23 protein-coding genes and 1 pseudogene are annotated in these 25,867 nt (G+C 56.7%); 15 read left to right on the plus strand and 9 right to left on the minus strand.

Translation table 11 applies throughout. From position 1 onward, the window contains the following. Positions 1–69 precede the first annotated feature (69 nt). The 5 genes from J4D97_RS16565 to J4D97_RS16585 all read left to right on the plus strand — a co-directional run bounded on the left by J4D97_RS16565 (position 70) and on the right by J4D97_RS16585 (position 5,873). Positions 70–630, plus strand: coding sequence for a (2Fe-2S)-binding protein (locus tag J4D97_RS16565; protein WP_208308537.1), 561 nt, complete (start codon positions 70–72; stop codon positions 628–630). Positions 631–649: 19 nt separating this feature from the next. Further along, complete coding sequence (locus J4D97_RS16570; RefSeq protein ID WP_208308538.1) at positions 650–1,675, plus strand: FAD binding domain-containing protein; 1,026 nt, start codon at positions 650–652, stop codon at positions 1,673–1,675. Positions 1,676–1,794: 119 nt separating this feature from the next. Next, a complete protein-coding gene (locus tag J4D97_RS16575) occupies positions 1,795–4,062 on the plus strand; it encodes a xanthine dehydrogenase family protein molybdopterin-binding subunit (protein WP_208308539.1) in 2,268 nt (755 codons plus the stop codon). A 539-nt stretch (positions 4,063–4,601) separates the two neighbouring features. After that, positions 4,602–4,895, plus strand: coding sequence for a putative quinol monooxygenase (locus J4D97_RS16580; protein WP_019949546.1), 294 nt, complete (start codon positions 4,602–4,604; stop codon positions 4,893–4,895). 96 nt (positions 4,896–4,991) lie between these two features. Further along, a complete protein-coding gene (locus J4D97_RS16585) occupies positions 4,992–5,873 on the plus strand; it encodes a helix-turn-helix domain-containing protein (RefSeq protein ID WP_019949547.1) in 882 nt (293 codons plus the stop codon). 208 nt (positions 5,874–6,081) lie between these two features. Here J4D97_RS16585 and J4D97_RS16590 read toward each other — a convergent pair whose 3' ends face one another. Continuing rightward, complete coding sequence (locus J4D97_RS16590; protein ID WP_347879359.1) at positions 6,082–6,771, minus strand: recombinase family protein; 690 nt, start codon at positions 6,769–6,771, stop codon at positions 6,082–6,084. Between the two features lie 63 nt (positions 6,772–6,834). Between J4D97_RS16590 and J4D97_RS16595 the strand changes: the two genes are divergently transcribed. Genes J4D97_RS16595 through J4D97_RS16620 form a run of 6 tightly spaced genes read left to right on the plus strand, consistent with a single transcriptional unit; the run spans position 6,835 to position 14,367 of the window. After that, positions 6,835–9,924: a Tn3 family transposase gene (locus J4D97_RS16595; RefSeq protein WP_208308540.1), complete on the plus strand. Its 3,090-nt coding sequence runs from the start codon at positions 6,835–6,837 to the stop codon at positions 9,922–9,924. Between the two features lie 27 nt (positions 9,925–9,951). Next, positions 9,952–10,476, plus strand: coding sequence for a hypothetical protein (locus tag J4D97_RS16600; RefSeq protein WP_208308541.1), 525 nt, complete (start codon positions 9,952–9,954; stop codon positions 10,474–10,476). Between the two features lie 24 nt (positions 10,477–10,500). Further along, positions 10,501–11,448, plus strand: a complete 948-nt coding sequence (locus J4D97_RS16605; protein WP_208308542.1) for a DUF4138 domain-containing protein — start codon at positions 10,501–10,503, stop codon at positions 11,446–11,448. A gap of 18 nt (positions 11,449–11,466) precedes the next feature. After that, positions 11,467–12,882 (plus strand): conjugative transposon protein TraM, encoded by a 1,416-nt coding sequence (gene traM / locus J4D97_RS16610; protein WP_208308543.1) that lies wholly within the window; start codon positions 11,467–11,469, stop codon positions 12,880–12,882. A 29-nt stretch (positions 12,883–12,911) separates the two neighbouring features. Further along, positions 12,912–13,820: a hypothetical protein gene (locus J4D97_RS16615; RefSeq protein ID WP_208308544.1), complete on the plus strand. Its 909-nt coding sequence runs from the start codon at positions 12,912–12,914 to the stop codon at positions 13,818–13,820. 4 nt (positions 13,821–13,824) lie between these two features. After that, a complete protein-coding gene (locus tag J4D97_RS16620; RefSeq protein ID WP_208308545.1) occupies positions 13,825–14,367 on the plus strand; it encodes a hypothetical protein in 543 nt (180 codons plus the stop codon). A gap of 23 nt (positions 14,368–14,390) precedes the next feature. Here J4D97_RS16620 and J4D97_RS16625 read toward each other — a convergent pair whose 3' ends face one another. The 5 genes from J4D97_RS16625 to J4D97_RS16645 form a co-directional block, all read right to left on the minus strand. Further along, positions 14,391–15,701 carry a Fic/DOC family protein gene (locus J4D97_RS16625; RefSeq protein ID WP_208308546.1) on the minus strand — a complete coding sequence of 437 codons (1,311 nt, stop codon included), beginning with the start codon at positions 15,699–15,701 and terminating at the stop codon, positions 14,391–14,393. An 83-nt stretch (positions 15,702–15,784) separates the two neighbouring features. Then, on the minus strand, positions 15,785–16,027 hold the full coding sequence (locus tag J4D97_RS16630; RefSeq protein WP_187320672.1) for an antitoxin VbhA family protein: 243 nt from the start codon (positions 16,025–16,027) through the stop codon (positions 15,785–15,787). An 85-nt stretch (positions 16,028–16,112) separates the two neighbouring features. Beyond that, positions 16,113–17,783, minus strand: coding sequence for a TraM recognition domain-containing protein (locus tag J4D97_RS16635; RefSeq protein ID WP_208308547.1), 1,671 nt, complete (start codon positions 17,781–17,783; stop codon positions 16,113–16,115). An 836-nt stretch (positions 17,784–18,619) separates the two neighbouring features. After that, a complete protein-coding gene (locus J4D97_RS16640; RefSeq protein WP_208308548.1) occupies positions 18,620–19,717 on the minus strand; it encodes a DUF5712 family protein in 1,098 nt (365 codons plus the stop codon). A 19-nt stretch (positions 19,718–19,736) separates the two neighbouring features. After that, on the minus strand, positions 19,737–20,210 hold the full coding sequence (locus J4D97_RS16645; protein WP_208308549.1) for a hypothetical protein: 474 nt from the start codon (positions 20,208–20,210) through the stop codon (positions 19,737–19,739). 656 nt (positions 20,211–20,866) lie between these two features. Between J4D97_RS16645 and J4D97_RS16650 the strand changes: the two genes are divergently transcribed. After that, positions 20,867–21,592 carry a ParA family protein gene (locus J4D97_RS16650; protein WP_187320669.1) on the plus strand — a complete coding sequence of 242 codons (726 nt, stop codon included), beginning with the start codon at positions 20,867–20,869 and terminating at the stop codon, positions 21,590–21,592. 14 nt (positions 21,593–21,606) lie between these two features. Beyond that, complete coding sequence (locus J4D97_RS16655; RefSeq protein ID WP_187320668.1) at positions 21,607–22,077, plus strand: hypothetical protein; 471 nt, start codon at positions 21,607–21,609, stop codon at positions 22,075–22,077. A 133-nt stretch (positions 22,078–22,210) separates the two neighbouring features. Here the strand turns inward: J4D97_RS16655 and J4D97_RS16660 are convergent, their stop codons facing one another. From J4D97_RS16660 to J4D97_RS16670, 3 genes are all read right to left on the minus strand, one after another. After that, positions 22,211–22,582, minus strand: coding sequence for a hypothetical protein (locus J4D97_RS16660; RefSeq protein WP_187320667.1), 372 nt, complete (start codon positions 22,580–22,582; stop codon positions 22,211–22,213). 149 nt (positions 22,583–22,731) lie between these two features. After that, complete coding sequence (locus tag J4D97_RS16665; RefSeq protein WP_208308550.1) at positions 22,732–23,334, minus strand: hypothetical protein; 603 nt, start codon at positions 23,332–23,334, stop codon at positions 22,732–22,734. A gap of 350 nt (positions 23,335–23,684) precedes the next feature. Continuing rightward, the gene (locus J4D97_RS16670; protein ID WP_208308551.1) at positions 23,685–24,611 is read right to left on the minus strand and encodes an ArdC family protein; all 927 of its coding nucleotides are present in this window, start codon (positions 24,609–24,611) and stop codon (positions 23,685–23,687) included. A gap of 551 nt (positions 24,612–25,162) precedes the next feature. Between J4D97_RS16670 and J4D97_RS16675 the strand changes: the two genes are divergently transcribed. Both J4D97_RS16675 and J4D97_RS16680 read left to right on the plus strand, forming a co-directional pair. Then, positions 25,163–25,630, plus strand: coding sequence for a LexA family protein (locus tag J4D97_RS16675; RefSeq protein ID WP_208308552.1), 468 nt, complete (start codon positions 25,163–25,165; stop codon positions 25,628–25,630). 64 nt (positions 25,631–25,694) lie between these two features. After that, positions 25,695–25,802, plus strand: a pseudogene (locus J4D97_RS16680) (hypothetical protein); the annotation flags it as partial. Positions 25,803–25,867 lie beyond the last annotated feature (65 nt).

A 25,867-nucleotide genomic window follows, 5' to 3' on the forward strand; every position in this document is an offset into this window, starting at 1 on the left:
TACATTTCCGAACGCACTCTTCGTGTTGCGTTCCTTGCCTACCCTCACTCTCTTACCCCTACTTTCCCGATGCCTACAACCCCTGTCCTCCAAAAACCGCTTGATAGCTCGCCCGCGGCCATCGTGCCCACCCAAGCCGTGACGCTGCACGTGAACGGCGAAGACCACACCCTCCAGCTGGCGCCCTGGACCTCCCTGCTCGACGCGCTGCGTGAGTACCTGGACCTGACTGGCACCAAGAAAGGCTGCGACCACGGCCAGTGCGGCGCCTGCACGGTGCTCGTGAACGGCAAGCGCATCAACTCGTGCCTGGCGCTGGCCACCGTGTACCAGGGCAGCGACATTCAGACTATCGAGGGGCTGGGTACCGAGGAGGAGCTGAACCCGTTGCAGCAGGCCTTCATTGACCACGATGCCTTCCAGTGCGGCTACTGCACCCCCGGCCAGATTTGCTCGGCCCAGGGGTTGATTAACGAGGGCCGCGCCAAGACCGTGGACGAAGTACGCGAACTGATGAGCGGCAACCTCTGCCGCTGCGGCGCCTACACCAACATCCTATCGGCCGTGATGGAGGTTATTGACCGTCAGGCGGTAGTAAATAATGGCACGCTGACTACTATTCCCGCCTAATCTTCTTCTGCCCCAGCATATGAACAGCTTTACCCTCACCCAGGCCACGGCCATTGACGAGGCCCTGCGCGACAAGGCCAGCCACGACAACTCGGCCTACCTGGGCGGCGGCACCAACCTCATCGACTTGATGAAGGAAAACGTGGCCCGCCCTACCCACCTCACCAGCCTGCACAAGCTGCCGCTAAGCCAGATTGAGCGGGCGCCCGATGGCGGCCTGCGCCTGGGCGCGCTGGCCACCAACGCCGAAACGGCCTACCACCCCGAAGTGGAAAAGCACTACCCGCTGCTGAGCCAAACCATCCTGGCCGGGGCCACGCCGCAACTGCGCAACATGGCCACCGACGGCGGCAACCTCATGCAGCGCACCCGCTGCTACTACTTCTACGACCTGGCCACGCCCTGCAACAAGCGCGAACCCGGCACAGGCTGCTCCGCCATCGGCGGCTATAACCGCATTCACGCTATTCTGGGGGCCAGTGAGCAGTGTATCGCGACCCATCCTTCCGACATGTGCGTGGCCCTGGCCGCCCTCGAAGCCGTGGTGCAGGTGAGTGGCCCGGACGGCGAGCGCCGCATCAAGTTTGAGGATTTTCACCGCCTGCCCGGCGAGAGGCCGGAACTGGACAACACGCTGCAACCCGGCGAGTTGATAACGGCCGTGGACCTGCCCGAAAAAGGGTTTGCCAAGCACTTTACGTATCTCAAGCTGCGCGACCGCACGAGCTATGCCTTCGCCGCGGTGTCGGTAGCCGCGGCGCTGGAGTTGGACGGCAACACCATCCGGGAGGCGCGGCTGGCGCTGGGCGGTGTGGCCCACAAGCCCTGGCGTAGCAAAGAAGCCGAAGCGCTGCTGGTAGGACGGCCCGCTACGGTTGAGACCTTTCGCCAAGCAGCCGACCAGGTTGTGAACGGAGCCGTGGGCCAAGGCTCCAACGACTTCAAGATTGAGTTGGCCCGGCGCGCCGTGGTGCGGGCCCTCAAGCAGGCGACCGAGATGAATTACGAGCTGGACGAAAACGCCTTCCTCAATTCCAATCCGTAGGGGCGGCCTTGCCCCCGCCCGGCTGCCCGCGCTGGCCGCAGCCGTTGACCGGCACCCTTCACCCTGCCTTGTTTATACCACGGCGGGGCCAGCCCCGTCCCTCCCCCCCCCTTACTACCATGAAGCAGACGATTGCCGCTCCGCCCGTTATCCGCCTGGGCACGGACTATATTGGGAAGCCCGTTAGCCGCGTAGAGGGCTTGGCCAAAGTAACCGGCGCGGCCAAGTACGCCGCCGAGTTCAACGTGCCCGACCTGCTCTACGGCTACGTCGTGAGCAGCCCGATTGCCAAGGGCAAAATCACCAAAATTCACGCCGACGAGGTGCTGGCGCTACCCGGCGTGCTGCAGGTGTTCTCGCACGAAAACGTGCCCTCACTGGCTTGGTTCGACCGCAGCTACAAAGACGATTTGGCGCCCGGCGGCTCGCCGTTCCGGCCCCTGCACGCGGCCGAAATCCTGTTCAGCCAGCAGCCCGTAGCCCTGGTTGTAGCCGAAACGTTTGAACTGGCCCGCTACGCCGCCTCCCTGCTGCGCGTTGAGTACGCGGCCGAGGCGCACGAGACCGATATTGAGAAAAAGCGCGACGACGGCTACGAGCCCGGCCGCGGCAAAACCGGCTTCATGCCGCCGCCCAAGCCCCGCGGCAACCCCAACGAGGCGTATAAGAACGCCGCCCATCAGCACGAGGCCGAGTACATCCACCTGGCCCAGCACAACAACCCGCTGGAGAACTTCGCCACCACCGTCGAGTGGCTGGGTGAGGGCAAGAAGCTGAACATCTTCGACAAAACGCAGGGCGCGATGAACGTGCAGCAGTACCTGACGAAGATTTTCGGGCTCAGCAAGGAGGAGGCGCGGGTGATTTCCAAGTTCACCGGCGGTGCCTTCGGCGCCGGGCTGCGGCCCCAATATCAGGTGTTTCTGGCCGTGTTGGCGGCGCTGGCGCTGGAGCGCTCGGTGCGCGTGTCGCTGACGCGGCAGCAGATGTTCAGCCTCGGCCACCGCCCCCACACGCTGCAATACCTCAAGTTGGGCGCCAACGAAAACGGCGGCCTCGAAGCCGTGCACCACGCCGCCCTGGCCGAAACCTCGCAGTTCGAAGACTTCACCGAAGTCGTCGTGAACTGGTCGGGGCTGCTCTACCAGTGCGAGAACGTGAAGCTGGACTACCAGTTGACTAAGATTGACGCCAACTCGCCCATCGACATGCGGGCGCCGGGCGCGGCCACGGGCTCGTTCGCCCTCGAATCGGCGATGGACGAGCTGGCCTACAAAGCTGGCGTGGACCCGCTCGATTTCCGGTTGCTCAACTATGCTGAGCGCGACCAGAACATGAAAAAGGAGTTTTCGAGCAAGAAGCTGCGCGAGTGCTACCACCAGGGCGCCGCCCGGTTTGGCTGGGAAAAGCGTAACCCTACCCCCCGCTCGATGCGCGACGGCAACTGGCTGATTGGCTACGGCATGGCGACCGGCTGCTGGGACGCTACGCAGCAGAAGGCCGCCGCCAAAGCCAGCCTCACCGCCGCCGGCCACCTGATGGTGAGCAGCGCCAGCAACGACATCGGCACCGGCACCTACACCATCATGACTCAGATTGCCGCCCAAACCCTGGGCTTGCCGCTGGAAGCCGTCACCTTCCGCCTCGGCGACACCGAACTGCCCGAAGCGCCCGTGCAGGGCGGCTCCTGGACGGCCGCCTCCGTGGGCACCGCCGTGCAGGCCGCCTGCCAGGCGCTGGGCAACAAGCTGCTCAAGCTGGCGCAGCAACTGGCCGATTCGCCGCTGCAAGGCGCCGCTTTTGAGGACGTGCAGTTTGTGGACGGGGTAATCCGGCTCAATGAGGACATCAGCCGCCGCGTCGTCATTGCTGACCTTCTCGACGCCAGCGGCGAGGAAAAAGTGGAAGCCGAAGCCACCACGGGGCCCAATATGCTCAAACAGCAGCCCTACTCCATGCACTCACACAACGCCGTGTTCGTGGAGGTAAGAGTGGACGAGGACCTGGGCACGGTGCACGTAACGCGCGTGGTAAACGCCGTGGCCGCCGGCCGCATCCTCAACCCCAAAACCGCCCGCAGTCAGGTGCTGGGCTCGGTGGTCTGGGGCATTGGCATGGCCCTGATGGAAGAATCCATCATGGACCACGGCTTCGGCCGCTATATGAACCACAACCTCGCCGAGTACCACATTCCCGTCATGGCCGACATTGACACCATCGATGTGGTGCTGGTCGAGGAAGAGGACGACATCGTGAATCCGCTGGGTGTCAAAGGCATCGGGGAGATTGGCTTCCTCGGCGTGGCCGCCGCCGTCGCCAACGCCGTGTTTCACGCCACCGGCAAGCGCGTGCGCGACCTGCCGGTGAGCTTGGATAAATTACTGTAACCTCTCCTGCTCAGCTGGCGTCCGCTGAGCAGGAGAGGGGATGAAGATATATTTCTGCCTCCTGCCTTCGTCATGACCGAACTCCAACGCCTGCTACTACTGGCGGCCGGCGCGGTGCATGAGTTCTTCCTAACGGCAGGAAGCTGAGATTACTTGGAGCCTTCCGCCGGCGGCCAGGCTGCGTTGCGACTCGTAGTGCAGCACCAACAGAGGGGGCCTCAGCGAGGTGCAGTGGCTGTTACAGAATTCTCAAGGCAGCTCAGCAACTACGTAGAATAGTTACTGAGCCTAGCTAAACGGCCTGCTCATGTTCTTTTCTAGCCTGGCTCGAAGCCTCCAGCCCTTCACGTTTTGCATCGTGCCGAGTTCTGCAACAGCCACTGCACCATTCGGGGCCAGTTAAACCATGATACACGAGCTCATATACTGGTTTGAAGCGGCCATGGTCTTTTTGTCCAGCCACTAGTTGCGTCCGTCCATGTTAATCCTTTCAGAGAGGCAGCACCTTTGTTATATCAATTCACCTAACCCCCACTTCCATGAAGAATGTAGGATTGCTGGTCCGGCTCGAAGCGAAGCCCGGTAAAGAGCAGGCAGTACTCGATTTTTTGACGGGCGCTCTGCCCCTGGCTCAGCAAGAGCCGGCTACCATAACCTGGTATGCTATTCAGCTGGCGCCGGCCACCTTCGGTATCTTTGATACCTTTCCGGATGAAGCAGGCCGGCAGGCGCATCTTAACGGCCCTATTGCCGCTGCGTTGATGGCCCATGCGGCCGACTTGCTGGCCGTGCCGCCTGTCATTGAACAAGTAGCTATCTTGGCTGCCAAATAATTACCAGCCCCTAAAGCGACCTATGCCTGGGCATAGGTCGCTTTAGGGGCTGGCGGGCAGTTCGTCCGGTTGGCTAGCTGCTATTCTTCTCACGCGATGGCGATTGACTGTCTCCTGCTAACTCATCCGCACACGGGTGAATTAGCGTTTCGAAGCTACTCCTTTAGCGACGACACCCCGTTTAATTACTTACAACGCAATAATTATTACTCCCTCATTCTGCTTACGCAGGGCAGCGGCGAGCTACGCGCCAACTTTGCCACCTACCTGTTTGCTGGCAGTACGCTGTGTTGTTTTGGCCCTTACCAACCTTACACTATCCAAGCCAGCACCGCTGTAGCGGGCCTGGTCCTGGATTTTCATGCCGACTTTTTCTGCATCTACCGGCATCAGCAGGAGGTAGCTAGCAATGGCATCTTGTTCAACACAATTTTTGAGCCGCCCTTCTTCCCGGTTACAACAGAGGCGGTGCGTGAATTTGCCGCCCTGGCAGCTGTGATGCAAGAGGAAGTACGGCGTCAAGAGGTAGCACAACAAGAGTCCATCGTATTATATCTGAAGCTCTTTTTGCTGAAAGCTATCCGTATTCGTACGGCACAGCCCGCGTTAGGCACCGAGCAGAACCCGTCTGGCCGGGAGCCCTGGCTCCTGCAGCAACTTCAAGATGCCATTAATACGCACTACCGCCACCTGCACACGGCCGGGGAGTATGCCGACCTGTTACGAGTTCCCGCCCGAAGCCTAACGCGCCTAGTCAAGTCCCATTATCAGAAGACGCTCAGCCAACTCATCACGGAGCGAATCATTATGGAGGCCAAGCGCGAACTGTACCTAACCAGTCAATCCGTCAAGGCTATCGCCTTCGCGCTGGGCTTCGGGGATGAATACTATTTCAGCCGCTTCTTCAAGAAAAATACGGCCGTATCGCCGCAGTTTTTTCGTGAATCAGTTGGGTTCGCAAAAGCAGAAGAAAGCTAGCGCTGTTGAGCTGCTAGCGTTTGGCTGGAGAAGTCGTTTTTCTCAACCAGACCGCGGGCTTTCTTCTATAGGCTGCTGGCTCCCAAAGAGACCCCATACGGCGCATAGTATATAAAAAAATTATAATTATATAGGTAATTTAGGTGGTGTTAAACAAATAGGGTAAAACCTCCGAGTCGTCCGGTTAGGGGGCGGCATTTCGGCTCGGTTACCGCTGCAGTTTGGCCAGGTAGTTTTTCAGGGAGAGGTACTTGCCGTACTTCAGGTGCACGTCCACGATGGTGGTGAGCGGTACGCCCAGCGTGTGCAGGTGCAGAATCCGCTCGCGGTCGGCGTCGTACATGGAGGGCTGCACCACGCCCTTGGGCTTGCCCAGCACGATGCCCTGCTCGCGCCGCGCCCGCAAGCCTTCCTTCGTGCGCTCGGAAACGAAGTCCCGCTCCAGCTCGGCCAGCATGGCGAAAATGGTGAGCAGGATTTTATGGGTCATGTCGCGGTGATTCTGCGGGTCCAGGTCCAGGCCCTGCTTGACCAGAATCAGCCGGCACCGCTTCTGGTGAATCAACTCTTCAATCAGGCCCAGCACTTCGCGCAGCGAGCGGCCCAGCCGGGAGAGCTCGGAGACGATGACCGTATCGCCGGCAGCAACCTTGGCCAGCAGCTCGGGCAGGCGGCGCTGCCCGGCGGTGCGGCGGGAAGACATTTCTACTTCAATCCACTCGTCGAGGGTCCAGCGGTGCTCGACCAGATAGCGGGCGATGAGGCTCTTCTGGCTCTCGGCCGATTGGGCGCTCGTGGAGACGCGGACGTAGCCAAATAGCATGGGCAAAACGGGCAGGGTAGCGATAAGGTAAATGCGCTTCGTAAAGGTACCGGGTTTCGATACCTTTACACGCACGTTAACGCTATCATTGGCGGGTAGGGATAACGGTCGTTAAGTCCATCGGTTTTTGCCTCCTCTATGGCTACGCACCTGCGGATTCACCTGGGCAAGGAACGTGAGCTCTACGAGCAGCCCCCGCTGGTACCAGCGGCCGAGCAGGCCCGGGTCTTTGCCGTCCCGGATTGGGCGGATGTTCACTTGGCCCGGATGCTGGCGCCGGGTAACCGCGTCGGGTTTGTCTTGCAGCTGGGCTACTTCCAGATTAGCCAGCGCTTCTACGTGGCCACCCGCTACCACGCGGCCGATGTGGCGTACGTGGCCCAGCAGCTGGGCCTGGGGCCCGCCGACTTTGACCCGCTTCGCTACGCCGATGCCCGCTATTATGCCCACCAGCAGCTCTTGTGCGAGCAACTGGGTATTGCGCGGTTCGAGGCGGCCGCGGCGGACCGGCTGTACCAGGAGGCGGTCCGCCTAAGCAGCCAGCACCTGAAGCCGGCGTCGGTCTTCGATTACCTGGTGCTGTTTCTGCACGAGCACCGGCTGGAGCTGCCCACCTACAACACGCTGGCCGACCTCATCACGCGGGCCCTGCTCGCGTTCGAGAAACGGCTGCTGCGCCGCGTGCAGCAGCACCTGCAGCCCGGCGAGCAGCGCTTGCTGGACCGGCTGCTGGCCGCCGACGACCCCGACGCCCGCGAAGCGGAGGCGGACCGGCGCTACCCGCTCACCTTTCTCAAGCGCATTCGCCAGGGCCTGCGCCCCGGGGAAATCCGCGAACGGGTGACGCACTTCGCGTCCCTGCGGCGGCTCTTCGAGCAGCTGCAGCCGCTCTGGCAGCGCCTGCGCCTCTCGGACCAAGCCATCACCTACTACGCCGAGTACGTGCTGCGGGCCCAGGCCGCGCAACTCTACCGCCGCGACGAGCGGCGCTACCTCTACCTGCTCAGCTTCGTGGTGCACCAGTACTACGAACTCGGCGACGCCCTGGTCGACACGCTGCTGCACACCACGACCAGCGCCGCGAATCAATGCCGCGAGCAGGTGAAGGAGACGCTTTATCAGCAGCGCGCCGCCACGCAGCAGCTGACCAGCCAGGTCACGGGCCGGGGTTACCGACACCTGCAGGCGCTGACCCAGATTCGTGCCCTGGTCGATGCCCCCGACGTGCCGGCCGAACAGAAGCTGGCCCGTATCGACGCGCTGCTGCAGCGCCACCAGGTCACGGCCGCGCAGCTGAGCGAAGACCACCAGCAGCTGGAGCAATTACGCCAAGCCACCGAGCAGCAGGCGGGCGAGGCGCTGTTTCACGAGGCGTTGGCCGGGGCGTCGCTGCGCCTGCAAACCAAGCTCGGGGCCCTGGTCAAAGCGCTGGTCGTCGACGAAGCGACCACCCGCGCCGACCTGTGGTGGGCCGTGCACTACTACCAGCAGCACGACGGGCACCTGGGCGCGCAGGTGCCGCTGGACTTTCTCTCGCTCACGCAACGGGCCTACGTCCTCGATGCGCAAGGTCGGTTACGCACATCCCTTTATAAAGCCCTCCTCTTTTTGGAGATGGCCACGGCCATCAAGTCCGGCCAACTCAACTTTACGTGCTGTTACCAGTACCGGGCGTTTGAGCACTACCTGCTGCCGGCCGCGCAGTGGGCCAAGCAGCACGAGGCCTTGCTGGAGCAGGCGGGCCTGAGTGCCTGGCGCGACTTTGCCACGGTCCAAACGACCCTACAGGCGCAGCTGCAGGCCCAGTTTGCCGCCACGAACGCCCACCTGAGCGGAGTTGACAACCCGCACGCGCACCGCACCCCGGCCGGGCGTTACCGCCTGATCACGCCCCGGCTGCCGGCCGAGCAGCCGCGCCTGCCGGCTCATCTATTTCCCCGCCACCGGGTGGTGCCCCTGCGCGAGGTGCTCACCAGCGTAGCTCGCCTGACGCAGTTTGACACGGCCTTCGGCTCGCTGCCCAGCAAACACGCCCGCACGCCTCCGCCCTTGTCGCAGCTGCTGGCCGCCCTGGTGGGGCTGGGCTGCAACCTGGGCCTGCGCCGCCTGGCACAAGTCGCGCCCCAAGTGGACGAGGCGGCCCTGCAGCGCCTGGCCAGCACCCATTTCTCGCTCGACAACCTGCGCCAGGCCAACGAATTGATTCTGGCCTTTACCCGCCAGCTGCGCCTGCGCGAGGCCTTTCGGCGCTCCCCCGACGTGCTGCACAGCAGCAGCGACGGGCAGAAGTACGACCTGGCTGTGGACTCGCTCGCCGGCAGCGCCTCGTTCAAGTACTTCGGCAACCGCCGCGGCCTGACGGCCTACTCCTACGTGGACGAAACGCTGCTCGTCTTCGACTCGACCGTGTTCAGCGCCGCCGACCGCGAGGCCACGCACCTGCTGGATGGGCTGCTGCGCCACGCCGTGCGGCCCACCGACGTGCACAGCACCGACACGCACGGCTACACCGAAGTCATCTTCGCCGTGACTCGCATGCTGGGCATCGCCTACGAGCCGCGCATCCGCCAGCTCACCAACCAGCAGCTCTACAGCTGGGAGCCGGTGGCCACGCACCGGCAACTGGGCCAGACGCTGCTGCCCGACGCGCGCCTCGACCCCGAGCGCATCGCCCGGCACTGGGACGAGGTCCTGCGCCTGGTCGTCACCCTGAAGCTGCGCCACAGCGAGGCCTCCCGCCTGTTCGGCCGCCTCAACTCCTACGCCCGCCAGCACCCGCTCTACCGGGCCCTGAAAGAACTGGGCCGGCTGGTTAAAACCGAGTTCCTGCTGCGCTACGTTGACCAGGTGGAACTGCGCCAGCGCATCCAGAAGCAGCTCAACAAGGGCGAGAGCGCCCACCGGCTGGCCCACGCCGTCTGGCACGGGCGCAACCAGGAGTTTCACGCCGCCACCCGCTCCGAGCAGCTGGTGGCCGAGACCTGCAAGCGCTTGTTGATGAACGCCATCATCTGCTGGAATTACCTGCACCTCTCCCAGCACCTGGCCCGGCTGCCGCCCGAGCAGCAGGCCGCCACCCTGGCCACGCTCTCGCCCTTCGCCGTGCTCTCCTACCGCCACCTGAACCTGCACGGCGAGTATGACTTCTCTGACCACCCCCTGCCGGCCGAAGCCCCATTTGACATGGACTTGATTGCCGCCTGGCAGCCGCCGAGCAAACCCGCGTAACCGGTCGAGTCGGAGGTTTTACCCTATTTGTTTAACAACACCCAGCACACGGCCTTCGAAGCGCGCAACTTGGTGCGCACGTTCATGACGACTATGTTCTCCCATGATCAGTACAGCTTCAAGCAGCACCTGGACTTGGCGCTGCCGCTAATTGATGATGCGGGCGGGCGGCGGATTTATGAAGGATTCAAGAAGAGCGACGTGTTTGCCAACTACGTGCGCTATGGTGCCCGGGCTACGCTCAGTGTAGACAGCGTCGCCCTACACCTGGAGCGCCGCCCCTACACTGGCACTGTCTACACCCGGCAACGAATTTTCATTGGGGATCAGCAAAGCAAATCGCTACCCCTGGCAGCTCGCTTCACCCTGATTGAGACCAACCGCTCGGAAGCAAATCCATTTGGCCTGCTACTCAGCAATTTCGACTACATCCCCTACAACCCACCCGTTTCCGAGGAGGAGCGCAAGCTACTAGCCCAGCAGGCCGCCGAGCGGACGGCGCAACAAGCCGAAGCGGCTCGCCAGAACGGCATCGCCACGCCGGCCCAGTAACCTCTACTCTGTCAGTCTACGCTTATGAAACCTATTACTTCAGCGTGGCTAGCTGCCACCTCGCTACTGTTAGCCTTATCGTTTTCTACTGCTGCAACAGCCCAAATCATTGGGCGACCAGCTGCCCGACGTCCGTTGCCCGCTCCCCTACCGCTTGGTACAGCTAAGCTAGCGCAGGAAGCCGTCGTTCGACCGGAAACCCGGCCAAGCACCGCGTCGACCACCCCGTTGCAGGACGTGGCCGTGTCGGATAGCTCAACTACTTACCTGGTGTTTCCTGCGGGCGTGAGCCTGGTGGATGTTGGCATGCTGAACAACTACTTAGTGAAGATTGAGGCTAACGCCGTCTTCGTTCGGGCCCGCCGCAAAAACCCGCCTCCTACCCCTATCCTGGTTCGGCACGGCAGCAAATACTGGATGGGCCGCCTAGTGTTTGTTAAAAGCCCAGTTCTTCAACTGTACGACTTCCAGAATCCTGCGACGGGTCTGCCCCCAAATGCTTTGGCACTAGACCGCGACCCGGAGCAGAAAGCTCAACTAGAAGATAAGCTGGCCTTACTCGACAAAGCCAAGGAAGAGCACCAGGCGGTGGCGGTGATGGATAACCGCTTGGTATTGTCCCTGGCCAACATTCGCAACGATAAGAATTTCACCTATCTACGGCTGAAAGTCATCAACAAATCCTCGATTGACTACAACGTGGATTTCACCGATTTCGAGCTCGTCGAGAATACGGATAAGAAGTTTTTGGGGAAGAAAAAGAATGAAGCCCGGCGTCCACTGGCTCCATCGGGCGGCCTTGCTAACCAGATCATTGCTGGCAATAGCACGGGTTACCTACTCTACGCCATCCCCCTATTTGCCGCCACGGACCAGGGTTTTCTAGAAGTGACCTTACGCGAACTGAATGGGGCGCGGGTGCTTCGGCTACCGGTACCATCCAAAGTAGTCAACACAGCTTCCACTCTGTAACGGCGCTGCTGCAAGCCAATGAATACTGTGTATGAAGGTGATGGTGCCGAGTCGCCCGTAGCTGAAAGCACGCCCGTCATGGGAGAGCCTCGGCAGCCCGTTACTGCTCCCAAGAAGAAGAGCGTTAGTCTGGGCCAACTTGCCCGAACATACTGGTGGGCTCTTATTCTTTTGATTCTGATATGCCTGATTGGTGGACTGGTGCTCTACGCCCGAATGTTGGTGCGCGAGGATCAGGCGAGTAAAGATCCTATTGCCGGCTCTTCGGCAAATATTGCGCAAGTGGTCCCAAAGCCTGCCACGGAGGAGGTAGCCCCGCCGTCCGCTTCGGAAGTGATGGCGCACCGCGAAGACATAGAGCGACGCGAAGCCAGCACGGAAGTCAAACCAACCGCCGATCAATTGGCGCACACTGCCTTCCCGGTTGATACGGTGGGAAGGGCAGCCCAGCAGCGCGCGCAACAGCAACAGATGATTGCTACTACCAGCCCTTCTGAGCCTATTCTATTACCGCCGGCACCTCCTGCAAAGCCGACAACAGCCGCAGTAGTTAAGAATCGTAGGAGTAGTACTCCGGTGCTTGCACAATCGAGTGCTGGTAAGGCCCGTAGGGTACGTGCAGCGCGGGTGTCACCAACCGCTGTTGCACCGGACGGAGTACCGTACGAAACCAACGAGGACGTAAACCAGATGCTGGCGGCGGCCCCAGAGGCTTCCCGCAAAGTGTACGAGCAAATGACCGGGCGGCGCTACCGGGAGCCAACTGTAGTGAACAGAGCTGCGGGCACCGCCGCGCTGAATGCCCTACCTGGCATGGATGGTTTCTACACGATCAGGCAAGGAAGTGCCGGGACGGGCAGTGGCGAGTTAGTACCCGAAGTTTTTTACAAGTGCCTGGTCAACGGCGCGCAGAAAGTACGCTCGGGCTCCGTCGTGCTGCTCCGACTTGCGGAAGACGCCGTAGTCAGTGGCGTCACGTTTCCTAAAAATACCGTCTTCGCGGGCATTGCTTCGGTTAACAGCAACCAGGTAACAATCACCGTCAATCGATTAGCCGCCTACCGAGTAGAAGCTAAAATATTTGACTACAATTACTTGCCAGGCATTATGATTGACCCTAGCAAGAAGGCGCCGGTTAACCCCAATACAGGCATACAGTTGAGCGCGCAGCAGGCGGGCTTCAACGAATTAGGTGCCGCCATCGACCGGTCGCAATCTGCTGCCAACAGCGCGGCCGGTATCGCGGCCCGGATAGGCACCTCAGTTATTCAGCGTTTGCCGCGCTCCGGGTCAAGATTACGTGACGTGCTGTTGCCGGACGGCTATCCTATCCTCATCACCACCGCCACAGCGGGGCAGGTAAGCAATGCGGATACAGGCAGTAGCAACGTAGGCGGTGCAGCTCCGCTACCCTTTCTCAACAACGACAAGTAAGCAGTTCTCACCTTCACTCTTTTTGTCACATGAACCCGAACGCAAAGAAGTTTTTGGTGCTCCTGGCAGCCAGTGCCGCCTTATTAACCCCTGCTGGTCCCTCCTACGCCCAGTTTGTCGTGAATGATCCACTGCACATGGGCGCGCACATCGCGCAGTTTGCCAAGCAGTTGAAGGAGTGGGCTGAAACAATACAGAACTACAAAGTCATCGTCGATGCCAAAGAAATTGCGGGCGTTACCCGTGACATCTCCGGCAAAATTCGCGACATCAGCGGCGACATCAAAGACCTGCAAAGCCGTGGTTTAGCCTTGCAGCAGCAAATTCAGGAGGACTTGAAAAAGGTGGCAAGCGTGAAGGATTTGCGACTTTCCAATCCGGCGCAGCTCTACGCGTACGGTATGGCCTTGAGCGGCATCGGTCGGAGCAGCGCATACTATCCCGGCCTGAATAGCGCCAAACGCCTGAGAGAGGCGCTGGAAAGTGCGCAGCAGAAGGATGTGGCTACCGTTTTTGAAGTGTTTGATAAGCAAGATGTGACGAGCACCAAACGCCTGACGTATGATGAGTATAAGCAGTCGGGTACTGAACAGGTGGCCTCTACTATTGCTTTGGAAGAAAGCGTCAACAAGAAGAAGATCGAGACGGCCTTTCAGTACTACAAGATTGCCGACGAAATGACGGCCCAGAGCGTGGAGCTGCAAGCCACGCTGAAGAACCCCAACCGTTATTCGATGACGGAGGCAGAACGCATTGCTTCCATGAATACCGCCAACAACAACATGGTGGAAGCCATGAAGCTCCGCCAGGAGGCCGACCGATTGATTGCCGAATCTTCTACCATGTCGCAAGCCAAGCAGATTGCCTCGGCCGCCTACGCCGACAACATGATGGCGCAATCTCTGATTCGGCTGGACGAACAACGCACCCGAAACTAGCCAGATGATGAAGAGGCTGATACTGGTGGGTTGCCTGATGGTAGGCGCGGGTAAGTGGCTACCTGCGCTGGCCCAGCGCCATATCAAGGGAGTGGGAGCAGTAGGCGCGCATTACGGTAGAACCGAGAAGGGTACGTACGCGGAAATCAGCTATAATCGATTCGTGAGCAATACTTTGTCTCTACGCTTTGGCGCTACTCGAGAGCGGGGCACACTAGGGCTTAAGGGCGAATACTCAGCTTACGGACTCACGGCGCTGGCTGCCCCGCAGCTGTTCCGGCTTGGCGAAACGGCTTATCTGCATCTGCTGGTAGGTGTTGTCGGGCGCTATGAACGCACCGGTGAAAATGGTACCAATGGCCAGGACAGGGGCACAGATCCGCAACGCGCTACCTTCGGGCCACAAGCTGGAGCAGAGCTGGATATCTTCGTGGGGAATCATTTCTCGCTAGTCGGTACCGCTACCAAAAGCGTCTTGTTTGGGGACGCCCTTATCGACCGTTGGCCAGGCTTCTATGGGGTGGGGCTACGCTACCATCTTTACTAATCAATTGATTCACGTGACCTAATTCACCGTTCCAAGCCATCAGCGTCTTTGCCAGGAACACGCACGGCTAGCTGCTGGGCAATGCTGGGATGCTGCTGCAACTCTACCAATGTTTTGGTAGCATAGTGTAGTTCCTGACCAGCGTTCCGTAACTCGGTTAATTGCAGAGCCAATCCTAGGGCTACATTCACAGGCTTGCCATTTTCGGTACCTAGTGGGGCGTTATGCTCTACTGCAGCTGCCACTTGGCGCAAGCTTTCCGCTTCTTTGGGCCAGTGTGACGTAAGACTTTTCGCTAGCTTATCCGCCTTCTCCACAAAGGTTTCGCGCGCCACAACGTGCTGAACAACTATAACAGTAGCAGCCAAGCGCTGGGTGTCCTTCACCAGTTCCGCATCTTGGCTTAGCACGGGATGCGTTCCTACTTCCCGTGCCGCCGCTCGTATCTGATTGCCCAGTTCGGCTACCCGGTAAGGCTGAAAAATTACGTCATTTACTTGTCGTACCAACTGAGTGCCGCGGGTAGTGTCCCCCCTGTCTATGTCGCGTAGGCCTGCCCCTACTTCGTAGGAGCTGGCCTGCATCACGCGTAGCTTCTCCATCATGCTTAGTATGGGAGACGGCTCTAGCACGGGCCGGGCTTGCTGCGGATCACGGGCGGCCACAGCAGCCGGTCCGGGTAGGGGTTCTGTAATCTGTTTGAACAGCTGCGCCAGCGCCGCCAGGTTTTGAACGGGGTGTTCAGGTCCGGCCGGGCGAAGCATGGCTAGATCCCGCGCCTTATTTAGCTCGCGTGGATCTACCCTGCTGAAATCTACAGCGTAGCCGGCCTCCTTTCCAAGCTGGGTAAACGCTATTTGCAGCGTGCGGCCGTTGCCTTCCCGAAAGCCGTGCGTGTGGTTGAATTGATCGAAATAGTAGGCGGCTCGCTCTGCAAACGTGTCTTTCGTGGAGTGCCCCCGAAGGATGTTTTCTCGCTGTAGCTGCTCGCCGATAGCGTCTAAGCGCTGCTCAATCTGTGTGTAGGGAGCATAGCGCATGACGCGCGGCTGAAATTCATTTTCGCTCGCGTAAGCAAACGTACGTTTCTCCCCCTGGAATGCGCCTGCTGCTCGGGTCTGTCCGGCCCACTGGTACACATCCTGAAATATATGCTGGTGAATGGCCCGAAAGTATGCTGCATCGAATGTAGCAGCTAACTCTTTGGCTCCCCCCAGCAGTTGCGCCATGCGTGGAACGGAAAAATCGGCTTCGTATAGCTCTAATTCCTTAGCGGAGGCAACGCCCAGCTTATTCTTTAATACTCCTGTTGTTTCATCGAGGAAACCATCCATTAGGTTATACTAGGTTGCTTTAGCTGAAAACGCCCCGAGAAACACACTTTAACACGCTACGACAAAACGCCGTAGAAACATAGCTAATTGCCAGTTTGCGCAAAGCCACTGGCCGCCCGCAAAATCTTACTTTGCATAATCTCAGCTACTACCTCTTCCATTGTTAGCTCGCCTTGTATGTAGCGGGCATATTGGGCATGCGCTTCCGCACTTGGCTCCCGATCCTGACTTCGGCTAATAGCCAACGCCTGTTCCACAATGTGTTGCCGTTGCTCGGACGTCTGCTCGTTCGCCGCAAACTTGGGGTTGAAAGTGTTGGAATGCATATTGTTCACGGTTAAGATATTCATTTATACGTAATTAACAAGCAAAACGCCGCAACAAACGCCTTACTGCAGCGGGTCAGTTGCATCAGTACTGATAGGAATTGTTTGGGACTTCGGCAGCACCCAGTCGATTGTAAAAGGAGTGAATAATGGTATACACATCTTCCTGAATCAGCTCAAAATTTTTATCAAGAATTCTCTTTTGCACAGATAAATTAGTTGGGCGCCGAGCCTCCTGGCGAGCTAATTTCCGACGTTCTAACAAACTAAGTTGCGCAATGGCTGGCTGTTCGTCGGCCGCACCAAGAGAGCTGGATGGTGTTTGGCTGAGCACTTCGGCTAACTCCTTCTCACTGTTTGGCTCCGCTCTTTCCATTGCTAGGGAGAACTGGACGAAAGGTTGAATGGGATGCTTTCCTGGGTACTCTTTGCGTAGGAACGTCGCCCGAAAGAAAGGCTGATCGGTTTCTACCGTCTGGCCCACAAACTCTCCTTGTTCCAAGGAAATCATATCCGTAGGCTGAATAATGCTACGCTCTTGGAAGCTCACGCTGTGACTGAGGCTACGGTTGGTGTGGCTCCCCTTCGTCGCCCCACCCTGCGACTTGCCTGCACTCACGGATACCATCTCCTTATCCTGCTTCCCCATCATCTTCGACACGTATTCTGCGGTGGTCATAGAGTTTACCTTGCCAATCAGTTGATTGTTCAGGTTGGACACAAGCACTTCTGTTTTATCCGCACCCAGCGCATCCACCATCTGCGACTTGTCCTGGGTCATGTACACCATGGCCACCTCATTGCTACGGGCCGTGGCTGGGAGCGTCTCCAGATCCGGAATGATAATGGTAGCAGCTTCATCCAGAAACACGAAGCTGGGATGCTTATGCTGCTGGTTCATCAGCTTGAGCGCCATCCCGATAATCAGAGCAACCAGCGGGGAAAAGGTAGCTTTAAGGGAAGCATCGTTGCCAATGGTGAGTAGCTTGGGCTCCTGCGGCTCATTCAGATTCAGCGAAAACCCCTCTCCCCTCTCCTCATCCGGACTCAGTACCCATACGATTTCGGGGCTGTTGATGGTGCTGAGCGCCAGCTGCAACGTGGCAATTACCCCCGCCAGCTGCTTGCCGGCTTTCTCCTGCACGGCGGTAACCAAACTGGCAATGAGGGCCGCACATTCTGTATCGGTGCTGAGCATGCTGAGCACGTGTTTGTAGTTAGAATATACAGCGGTGGCCACCACGTGCGGCAGTGTGCAGAACTGCGGGAAGTTCTGGCGGTAAAACCAGATGATAGCCGTCAGGTAGGCGCCTGCACTGGCCTCGAAAAAATCGTCGCTGCCCCGGTGCGTACCGGGATTTAAGTTCTTCAATATCGTCTTGCTCGCATCGGCGGCGTAGGCAATGACAGGCATGTTCTCCGGCCGGATAGGATTGACTTTCTCCGTCCGCTCCATATCCGAGAAGTTGATGATGTGATGCCGCAGCCGCCCTACCTCGTTCAGTGGACGGGCTATTCCTGCCAATGAGCTAACTCGGTATAATAAGCTTTCTTTCTTACGCTTATACCGCTGCTCGGCCATAACAATTGCTTTCTGCGCCGCACTGGCCAGCACCGGAAACTTAAAGTCGTAGATGAGGCCGCACATTCCATTTTGAATGAATTGTTCGACCATGGGCTCGCCAATGGAATACGTTTTGCCCGCCCCAGCGCCGCCGAATACCAACGTTCCCCGGAACGGATTAGGGATGTTCACCCAGCCGCCATCCCGTGTCTGAAAATTGACCCCGTACCTGGTTTTCTGGGCCCTTGCCTCACTCCCCAGCCCAAAAGCCGTTCTCTTCAGCGCAGCTCGCATACTACCAACAACCATACTGCTCAGTAGCAGGATGCTAACAGTGGCTGGGTAAAGTACTGCAATAACCTCTGTGCTGTAAGTTTGAATGGTGACCAGTACATAAGTACCCAGAAGAAGCAAGCCGCAAACACCCCAACTGATTTTTCGCACAAGCCGGCCGGCCGGTCGTTTGCGGCTGTTGGTAACGCTGGCCTCCCGCGTCTTCTGCAAGAACAGCATTGCCACTGCCAGCCCTACTACGCTGAGGCGAACGTATAGCCCAAAGGCTGCATAAAAACGCTGGATGCCTACCTGCACCCGCTGCGTCAGTTTCTCTTCAATACCCGCGAATCTGGAAGGTGCCTGGCTCTGTGTCGCGCTACTTGTTCTGCCTACTACCTCAGGTTGTCCTCCGGCAGGTGAGCTATGCGCCTTGCTTGCTTCAACCGCTCGTATTCCGGTAGCAGCCTTCGGTGTTGTTAGGGTGTAGTACTCGCCACCCGCCATAAGCAGCAAAATGATAGCCGCAACGACTGTAACACTCAACTTATCAGGTAGTCGGGGAGTCGGTGTCTGGCTCATATAGATAAATAGTGGTGATACTTTGGACAAACTATTATAAGGTAAGAATCTTTCTCAGCATTTGCTTGTAGGTTCTTATTTAGTTGGGCGTAAGATATATAGAGGATCGTGTACCATCTTCTTCCATGCCCAGCCTTAGGCGGATTGTGGTTGTAGGGGGATGCTTTTTGGTGCTAATACATATCAATTTCTCCTTTGTCCCGATTGTGTCTTTCGCCAATATCCTGTGTTCGGTAGCGGTTGATGTCCCGCTCATTTTGTACTATCTGCCGCAACAAAGCTCCCATGCCGCGTCCAATTGTCGACGTTGTCTCCCGCTCCCTTCCGGTACGCAACAGAAAGTAGGCGTTATCAACCGGCACACCCGCCTCTACCCGTTGCTCAAGCCTAGCTAAGCGGCTGTAAAACGTTTTGTCATAGCCTCTTTGCTGGCCAATCTGTACAATACGGTCCGTCTCAAGTCGCTGCTCAGGCGCCAAACGTTGATTCATCTCTCCTACCCTATCGGCAATGTGCTGGCTGCGTCGCTGCTCGCCTGCCGAGCTCTCTGCACGCTCCCGTTGCCGGCGTTGCTGCGCGCGTGCAATGGCTTCTTTTACGCCGTTCCGTAGCTCATTGACGGTAGGAAAACCGAAGGTGCGTAACTGGCCCGCTAAGTCCGGTGGCCCAAACTGTTGAGCGAAATGGGCTGGCCCACTGTTTTGCCACTCTATCATGTCGAAGCGCTTTTTCGGCCCCTGCGGATTCAGGGTAATCTTCCGGGTAGCGTCGCGGGCCGACACGAGGATGTGCACATGTGTTTGCAAGCCTTCCCGCCGCTCGCCTACTTTAGCGCTGCCGGCTATTACGGCCTGGTCTGTTCCCCGATAGGTGCGCTCCTGGTGCAGGATAGCTCCCCACACCAGATCAACGCTCTGTAGTCTCTTTCCTGCGGGTAGTGCAAAGTTCTGCGCGTAGTGCTCCATTCTGGCCCGTGTGTAAGCCTTCAGTTTCTCCGGGTCGTTACCAATAACGTCTAGCTCCCTGGCGTTCGGGCTGATAACCAAAGAGTAGAATTTGGCTTGCTCCTTCCGTAGTCCTTTGCTATTACGATCTATGGCTTGCTTTATCTCATCTGCTCCTACCCCATCCTGAGTAACTGTGAAAAACTGGGGTTCGCGCCCATCCTTCTTGGCTTCTTTAACCAAATAGTTTACTGTGCGCACCACGCTGCCGGTGTTCTGATAAGCCTGCTTCCCATGTGTGCGTGGGTCGATAATCTTGCAGTACATAACACTAGTACTTGAGGTCTTATTCAGGTATTTTCGTAGGCCTTTTCCCCGCTTTTGGTGCTGCCTTTTGCAGGTCGGTCAACACCAAATCGACCATGGTATCTATCTCCTTTTGGGCTGTCAGCAGCAGTTCGTGAATATCTGTTGGAGACCAGTTATTCAGCCGGCCAACTACTGCCGTCAGCATCTGGAGCGTACGCTCCTGCGTTACGCGTGTCCTCACCAGCTCTGATAATACCTCCGCGTGTATGCCGCGCTCTTGTTCTTTCAGGTAGCGGAATACCCGCTCCCCTACCTGGTGCACCTGGCCCATAATAAGCTCTCCTTCGCGCGCGACAGTGGCTTGGGGATTCAGCTTGCGCGTGGCGAAATACCGCACCGCAGCATCGGTGTAATCTTGGATGGAGAGCTTCCACCGTAAGGCTTCTTTCGCTGCTACCGCGTGGGTACTTGCTGGTAGTTTGACGTTCATCCGCTGATCTTCCCCTGCCATCTTCTGAGTTATTTAGTGGAAGAATTTATCCAAAAAAATGCTGATATTCAATACGTTATACTGGAAATTATCCAGATTTATCTATTTTATCAGTGTAAAACACATATAATCAAATAGTTAACTTGTATTATGCGATGGTCTTCTTGCTAAATCAAGTAATAGCAACCATTCTGTTTAGCAGCGCTTCTCAATACGGATGAGTACTGAGCCAACCATCTATTCAGTACAGGACTGCTACTGTCGTTCTTAAGGTGGCACGTGCCACCTTACCTTTCCGGGTTCATAATGATGTCTATAAGCTTGCATGTAGCAGCGGTAATCGCCTGTTGTTATGTTGATTGTGAATTAATGAGTTAAATATTTAATGAATTCATTAAATACAATTAGTGTAGAGTATGATTTCTTTCTTCTGATTAAAGAATTCTTTAAATATAAAATTCTTTAATTACAGGGATGATTGTGCATGTATGAAATGAATTCAAAAATTTAGTAAATCATAAATTCAGTATATATTGATGCCGTTAGTTCATGTTTTAAATAATTCATGATTTTATTAATTAATATGAATATGAATTATAAAAATAAAAAACTCATAATTTTTTGAATTCAATAATTATATTTGCTGCGCACATTCTTCTTACTTGCTTCTCGAACCTATGGGAAAAATTATCAGCGTAGCCACCCAGAAAGGAGGTGCCGGAAAGTCGGCCCTTACCATGCTGCTTGCCTCTGCCCTGGCCGTTACCTATGACCTGCGCGTGCTGGTAGTAGAGGCCGACTCACAGAAGACTATCAGCGACCGTCGCACTGAGCAGGACCAACCGTGGCTGGACGAGTTACAAACGGCCAATCCGGAAGCGGATTTCCCGTATCCCATCGTTTATCAGCCCATGGCCAAAGTGTTCGACTACCTGGACAGCGTAGAGGGACAGTATGATGTCGCTTTCGTGGATATGGCTGGCCGGGCCGATAATACTACCATGATCGAGGTACTGTCGGGCTGCGACATTATCCTGGTACCGTTGCTTTCTGACTTAGGGGAGCGGCAGAGCACCATTTCTTTTCTGCATGTGCTGGCGGGCATCAAGCAGCGCTACGCGGAGCGAAACCTACCCTTTGAGTTCTATGGGGTAGCCAACAAACGGACCCGCGCGAAGGAGGAGGAGGAGCTGGATAAAATGATTGAGGAATATCAGATTCCGCGCCTGAATGCCTTCTTGAGTGAGCGGGCCATTTTTAAGCGTGCTTCCACCTTGTACAGCCACCTGGAGCCCTCGTTCTTGCGTTGGCGCGGGGGCGAGAAAACAGCCGCAAACGAATTGCGGGCCTTATGTGATGAATTAATTGCGCGCACGGGGCTTACGGCCGAATCCGCCGCCTAACTTTCCTAACTGCCATGAAATTACCTCCATCCAAAGCAGCCCAAAGCCCCCGGCGGCCCCGCCTCACCCCTGCCGAAGCCTTAGCAACCCTGGAATCCACGGATCCGGATATTGCCGCCTCCGCTCGTAGTCAAATGCCGAATCCGCCCGCCGAGGAAACTGCACCGACCGTAGAAAACGAGGATGATCTAACACCACCTTCACCACCAGTCGCATCAGCCCCCGTTAGCAAGCGCAAGCCCGCCGCCGAAAAGCCAGCTACTGCTCCGGCACGGCGCGGCCGGCCACCGGTGCATACGGCGGAAGGGGAAACCGAGCGGGTTGCGGTGTACATTGGCGCCAGCCTCAACCTGGAAGTAGCCGAGCACCTCGTTACGCTCCGGCGGCAAGGGGAAAAGAAGTCCCACCGGAGTTTTACGGAAGAAGCACTTCGGTTTTATATCAAGCACCTGCGCAAACAAGGGGTACTGCCTGCTGCGGAATAGCGGCTAGCGCGATTGAGTAGGAAAAGCTGCTTGCTTGTCCTTTGCACCGGCTACGATGGGGTAGGGGAGGGGGTAGGCAGTCTTTCTTAACTTATGCAGGCTTATATAGTCCATATAAGCCAACTGGATAGGGTTAAGCGTGGTCAGAGTCTGCTAGCTTGGTCTCAGGTAGCTCACCCTTCGCAACCAGTTCCCTTCGAATGAGTTCAAAAAGAACGTCGGGTGCCAAGTTGACAATAAGGGCTAGGCGGTATACCTGCACTACCGTTACTAACTCCGGATGCTTTCGCCGCTTTTGAATGGAACGGTAATCCAGCTTCCAGGCCGCAGTGAGTTCACGCACGGTCAGCTTCGTAGCATCCAGTAGTTCGCTGAGCGTGTGAATCTGCGTTGCAGTGGGGGTATAGTAGAGAGGCGTAGCAAGCGCTTGTTCCGGCGGCACGGGTTCAGCTTGATTTACGGTGACTTTTGGTTGTGGGGAGGTGCGTCGGGAGGGAGGCATCAAGCAGCAAACAAGTAGGATGAGGTAGCGCACCTATTACGCAACAACCGTTGTAAGTAGATAGCCTCAACCGTTTCGGAAGGGAAAAATGCAAGAATAGTACTTCGCCAACCAGCGCACGAAGTGAATTACATAATTCATTAATTATAGAATTAATGAATTAATAAATGCTCAATACAGGCTGACTCTCCTTGTGTAACGGCAGAGCGGTATGCAGTAGCTTCATCTAGTAAGCGGCCGGGGCAGGAGCGACGGTGAAGCAGCGCGGCGGCCTGCGCGGCCAGAACGGCTGGGCTCGTCGAAAAACTGGGGCGTTGTTGTGCTAGGCTGCGGCGAAGGCGGCTTACAAAAGTCGGATGAGGACGAATAGACCGTACTGCCAAGACCATATTGCTTGTGGCCTCTAGTAGAATTAGCTCCAGCACGACACCCGATTTGGTTCTCAGCCATCGGGCGGCTTCTGCCTCGGTCATATCCAGCAGATTCAAGCCACTTTCAAAGGCCCAGCCGGTGCCGGCGAATTCGCAGGCGACAAAGGGCAAACCGGTGCTGAGGATAGCTGCTCCGTAGTACAGTGGCGCGCAGGAGAAGAGGGCTTTGTCGTCAGGAGTCGGCGCTGGAAAGTAATAGAGGAAATTAATGAAGCCTTTGGTGAATACCGCCTGGGCGCGTTCTGTCCCTGGATTATCGTTCGCGCACGCATAGGGTTGGCCCACAACGGCGGAGGGAACCGAAAATGGAGGAGTAGATAACATAAGACCAAGAAGCAATGAAGTGAATACTCATTTTTTCGTGGTTGCAATAGAATAGGTCAAAGGAAGCAGGGTAGGTCGAACCAACTGGTTTCTCAGAAGAGAAAATCGGAAACGCGTTATGCAGTAGCGTTAAACGGGGCTCCGGTAGAGGAGGCAGAGAGATGAAAGCAGGGCAGTAATACGCCTAAGCACCGAGAGAAATAAGCTTCCTCTTCACAAAACCAGATAGCTTATGAAAGATAAGAGCTACGCAGCAGAAATCAGTTATTTACAGAAAAAAGATTCTTAACTCCTCCTAATATCAGAATGGGGATATGCTGCTCACTAAGATCCCCTAGTTGCCGGAGCTGCTAGGCAGCTGCGGCAGGCGCACAGGAGGCTTCAAGAGCCGACTCACTTGGGAGGATACCCAAAATCAACTCAGTGGCACGTTGCGCACGGCTGGCTGCTTGCACCACTAATTTTTTGTCTCCGTGAAGCTGGTCGAGCCAGAACTGCACGTAGGCTGCGGCGTTGTCTGTGGTGCGGGCCGGATCGAAGCCGGCATGCGCGCAGAGAAAAGCCGCCCCCATTTCAGCGGTTAGTTCCTCCCGTGCATAGCCTGCTTGGCCATTAGGGCGAAGCGCTTCCTCCAAATCGGGTCGATGCAGGCGCTTAGGATGCCCGGTGGCGTGCGTCAATTCGTGAAATAGGGTTGCGTAGTATTCCTCCGCGCTATGAAAATGCTTCAACAGGGGCAAGCGCACGCAATCCAGTAACGGGCTGTAGCTGGCATTGCGGGCACCCAAGCACAGTAAAGGCCGGTTCGCCCAGCCGCTCACAATGGCTTCACCGGCCGTTAAGGGGGCATGCTGCATAGTAGCAGCTGCTGGCGGAAGTGCAAGGTTTACGCCTTCTACATCCGTAATATTGAATACTATGTAATGCTTGATAAACGGGAGGCGTTGCTGCTCGCCCGTTTCAGGGTCTTCTTTGACCAGCGTATGGTAGTAGATGACTGGCAGCCCCTTCGCACCCTTGCGAATATATCCCCCTAACTCGCGGGCTTGGCGGAATGTCACAAAAAAGGGGAGGCCGTCGTTCGCTATATGCAGCAGAAAAGCATTGATCCCACTATAGGGCCGGTTGCTGACGTAGTTGCGCGGCAACCCATACTGATTATTCCACGGCTTACGCCACGGAATAACGCCCGCCTCTAAGGCGGCCAGCAAGCGGTCGGTGACCAATTGATACACGTCAGGCCGTGTAGGGGAGGAGGGAGGTAGGTGTTTTTTCATAACTTGAAACATAATAATCTGTTTGTCAATGATTTGTGTAATGGATATACGAAATTTTATTATATAATGTTGACTATTATACAACAAGTTATGGCATAAGAATCAACAAATTTTTGTAAGCCACACCGTTCTCCCAACTGCCCAACATTTGTGATTTAGGCAAGATGAAATCCAGTGCCATAGGCCTGGGAATGTGAAGTAGAGCCGCCGTCTCTAAAATGTCTCTGTAGTATGCGACCTGAAAATTAGAAATAGGAATCTACCTGATGCGCGAGTAGCTGTACCTACTCGTAATTGAGCAGTGAAAAATCGCTTTTCAGGTCCTGTTTAGCTAGAAGTTGTTCGTTAATTACTATAATATTTAGTTGATCATTTAGAAAGTAACCTATGCTGAAGAAAGATAAAAATCTGCATAGTATATCGTTAGCCGATGTTATACACATTTTAAAAAATTATTTATGTGCAAAGTTTATGTACTTCATGAAACGGAACGCAAACAATATGCTAATATTTTTAGTATACTTGCTGTTCCTGTCCTGATTTCGTGCCGTATGACAACCATTGAATTAATCAAGGTTAGTAGCCCTACCACCACCGTGTGGCTTCCTTTGTTTGCCTGCCTCGTGCCGGCAGGCTTTCCCTCACCCGCCTCTGATGAGCTAGAAGAGCTGTTCGACCTAAATCACCTGCTTTTCCGCCATCCCGAGGCTACATATCTGGTGCGCGTCGCTGGCGAGAGCATGCAGGGTGCGGAAATCCACGCCGGCGACCTGCTCGCCGTCGATAAACACTTGGAGGCCGACCACAACCACATCGTGGTGGCCGTCGTCGAGGGCGAATGCACCGTCAAGCGCCTCGTACGGCGGGGGAGTAGCTGGTGGTTGCAGGCTGAGAACCCAGCCTACCCTGATTACGAAATTACCGAGTCCGAGAGCTTGCGCATCTGGGGCGTGGTGACGCATGTGGTACACGAACTGTTGCCTGGCAAGCTCACGGCCCTGCTGCGTAGCCGTGATTAGCACCCAAGCGCTTCCTGCCGTTTCACTCTCATTTCTTTAGTCGCCCGCGGCGGCCCCTTCCTCTATGTACGGCCTCGTCGACGGCAACAATTTCTACGTTTCCTGCGAGCGGGTCTTCCAGCCCCGCCTCGACGGCCGCCCCGTCGTGGTCCTGAGCAATAACGATGGCAACGTGCGACCTGTTGCCTGCGAACTACCTAAGCAGGCGTTCTTTAGCTCGGGCTGAAGAATAACTAT

Origin of the sequence: Hymenobacter defluvii, from assembly GCF_017589435.1 — a bacterium.
GTDB classification, from domain to species: domain Bacteria; phylum Bacteroidota; class Bacteroidia; order Cytophagales; family Hymenobacteraceae; genus Hymenobacter; species Hymenobacter profundi.